Source organism: Pseudoalteromonas sp. SG45-5, from assembly GCF_014164085.1.
Taxonomy (GTDB): Bacteria; Pseudomonadota; Gammaproteobacteria; order Enterobacterales; family Alteromonadaceae; genus Pseudoalteromonas; species Pseudoalteromonas aliena.
On the sequence record NZ_JACJEM010000128.1, the window covers coordinates 1 to 946 of the forward strand.

A 946-nucleotide genomic window follows, 5' to 3' on the forward strand; every position below is an offset into this window, starting at 1 on the left:
GTTGTTCCATAATAATTCTAAAACGCCTAAAGTCTGGCGTTTATAGCTCCTTTATATTTCAATAAAATCTGTCGTGTTAATATCAAACTATCTATTTAACTAAAATCACATTCTATTGTTCTGAATCGATAGATATTCCCGCTTCTTGTATTTGTTTTTTTAATATAGCTTCTTTACTTTCAATATAATTGCTTCCATCTAAAAAGCGTTTCTGTTCAGCTGCCTTTTCAAAATCACCTAACTCCGTATATATCAAATAAAGAGCTTCATGAGTTCTGTTTACTCTCATTTTTTCCTCTTCAATCCCCTGGTTTTCATTTAAATATTGATTATATAAAGCAATCGATTTATGCAGATTCTGGGTAACAAAACGCCCCGACTCATACACAAAAGCTAATGCTAAAATCCCATCAGGATCGCCATTTTCAGCATGCCTTTGAGCTTCAGTGATATAACGGCTTCCATCATTTGTATGTAAACTTATGACTTCTAGCGCCTGCCAATAGCCCATTTCATATGCTTTTTCGCACCATTTTTCAAGCTGTCTAGGCGCATACATCAGGCTTTTTTGACATAGCTGCATTACTGTATTTTTAGATAACTTAGGATCATTAATGTCATGCTTTGGAAATAAAGTTCCAGCAAATGAATAGGAGCATAGTATAAGTGCAATAAAAGTAGAAATGAACTTTTTCATCAATATAAACCTTTTACTATCGAGGTATTTTCAGGCAGATGTACTTGGTAAGTTTTTACTGCAGTTTGAGATGGGAAACCTTCTCGAGAAAAATATTGTTTTTTAAGGTTATCCTTTTCATCAGAATGAATCGCCCCGAGTTCATCGGAGACCAGTTTGTTTAAGTCAGGCCACTTTACCTGACTCGTTTAAATTATCATAGTAGTCTGTTTCATATTGAGCTGGTGAAATATACCCAATTGAAGATAA

General features: G+C 34.1%; 1 protein-coding gene. It reads right to left on the reverse strand.

The genetic code is table 11. The features are described from left to right. Positions 1-112: 112 nt before the first annotated feature. Entirely contained in the window at positions 113-697 is a 585-nt protein-coding gene (locus H5119_RS19935; RefSeq protein ID WP_182703470.1) for a hypothetical protein, read from the reverse strand. Positions 698-946 lie beyond the last annotated feature (249 nt).

What these genes read in the sequence shown, in the direction of transcription:
- H5119_RS19935 (WP_182703470.1), bottom strand. Translation starts at nt 697, where the DNA reads ATGAAAAAGTTCATTTCTACTTTTATTGCACTTATACTATGCTCCTAT.